Below are 1,238 nucleotides of genomic sequence, written 5' to 3'. Positions count from 1 at the left end.
GGCGGCGCCCGCCGCAGCCCCGCCGGCCGCGCTGACCGATGCGGCTTCGCTCCCCGCAGCCGCAAGATCGGCGGAATCGTCCGCCGCCGCGATTCCGGCGTCCGCCGGCTCAGCCGGAAGCACGGATGCCGCGCCTTCCATGAGCAACGCTTCAGGCAGCAGAATCTCCTGCGGCAGCGCCGGATTCTCGCTGTAATACTGCGTCACATACGACATGAAGTCGCTAAAGGCTTCGCCGTAGAACGGAAAGCTGGAGGAGTGGCGCTGGATCATTTTTCCCTGTCTCATATAGAGAATCTGTACGCACATCCAGCCCTTATCTACAGCATACCCAAATACGTCGCGGTCCTTCGTGTCCGGCGTGTTGATATTCTGCTTCTCCATCAAAGCTTCGATATAGTTGATCTGATCCCTAAGTTCCTTGGCCCGTTCAAAATAAAGCTCCTCCGCGGCCTCCTGCATTTTCTGCTGAAGATCCTTCTTGACCGCTTCATGCCCGCCCCCGAGAAAGGTTGAAATGCTCTGGGTAATCTCCTCGTAGGCGGCTTTGGACACTTCCTTCTCGCACGGCGCCAGGCATTGGCCCATGTGGTAATAGAGGCATACCTCCCTCGGCATCGCCCCGCATTTGCGCAGCGGATACATCCGGTCGAGCAGCTTCTTCGTCTGTTGGGCCGCATAGGCGTTCGGATACGGTCCGAAATATTTGGCCTTATCCTTGAGCACCCGGCGCGTCACTTCAAGGCGCGGATGCCGTTCATTCGTGATTTTGATGTAGGGGAAGGTCTTGTCGTCCTTGAGCTGCACGTTATAGCGCGGCATATGCTTTTTGATCAGGTTGCACTCCAGAATGAGCGCTTCCATGTTGCTGGCGGTGACAATATATTCAAAATCGCGGATATCCGCAACCAGCCGCTGCGTCTTGCCGTCATGACTGCCTGTAAAATAGGAGCGGACGCGGTTCTTCAATACCTTCGCTTTTCCTACATAAATGATCGTGCCTTCCTCGTTCTTCATCAGGTAGCATCCGGGCAGGTCCGGCAGCAGCGCCAGCTTGCCCCTGATGTTGTCCATGTACATCGTTGTTCCCCTCCTAAAATCCGTGGGCGCCCCTCCTAAATCCTCCCCACTGGGGAGGACCCCAAGGGCTCCGCCCTCTGGACACCCGGAAATGGGCGAATGAGCGGCGTTGAGCACTGGGGTGGTGACCTGGGTATGAATCAAGCGGTCCCTTCTCG

1 protein-coding gene is annotated in these 1,238 nt (G+C 57.3%); it reads right to left on the bottom strand.

The features are described from left to right. Positions 1-1,080: excinuclease ABC subunit UvrC (uvrC, locus tag L692_RS0121925; RefSeq protein ID WP_025702143.1), on the bottom strand; the 1,080-nt coding region annotated here is incomplete at its 3' end. Between the last annotated feature and the right edge of the window lie 158 nt (positions 1,081-1,238).

The sequence above is a fragment of the Paenibacillus forsythiae T98 genome, assembly GCF_000520735.1.
Taxonomy (GTDB): Bacteria; Bacillota; Bacilli; order Paenibacillales; family Paenibacillaceae; genus Paenibacillus_AQ; species Paenibacillus_AQ forsythiae.
Note: the sequence above shows the minus strand (reverse complement) of the source record. Positions and strands in the feature narration are given on the sequence as shown.